The organism is Cupriavidus sp. 05T313, assembly GCF_056396665.1.
Window position 1 is genome coordinate 1 of record NZ_JBFTLX010000638.1, and the last position, 440, is coordinate 440.

1 protein-coding gene is annotated in these 440 nt (G+C 60.5%); it reads right to left on the reverse strand.

Annotation, left to right across the window (positions count from 1 at the left end; all coding sequences use genetic code 11):
- The coding region (locus AC1DKD_RS42135; RefSeq protein WP_477144855.1) for an alpha-amylase family glycosyl hydrolase at positions 1–440 on the reverse strand (440 nt) is incomplete at both ends.

A 440-nucleotide genomic window follows, 5' to 3' on the forward strand; every position in this document is an offset into this window, starting at 1 on the left:
CATCGAAGACGGCGTCGATCACCTTGGGGTTTTCGAAGTTCAGGTCCGGCTGGTGGCTGAAGAACCGGTGCCAGAAGAACTGGCGGCGGATGGGATCGAACGTCCAGTTCGATTCCTCCGTGTCGACGAAGATGATGCGGGCATCCTGGTATTTTTCGTCGGTGTCGCTCCAGACGTAGAAGTCCCCGAACGGTCCATCCGGGTCCTTCCGGGACTCCTGGAACCAGGGGTGCTGGTCGGAGGTGTGGTTCAGTGGAAGGTCGATGATCACCCGGACGCCGCGGGCATGTGCTTCCGCCACCAGCCTTTTGAAGTCGCTGATGGTGCCGAACTCGTCCAGGACCGAGTTGTAGTCGGAGATGTCATAACCGCCGTCACGCAGCGGAGACTGGAAAAACGGGGGCAGCCAGAGGCAGTCAACGCCGAGCCACTGCAGGTAG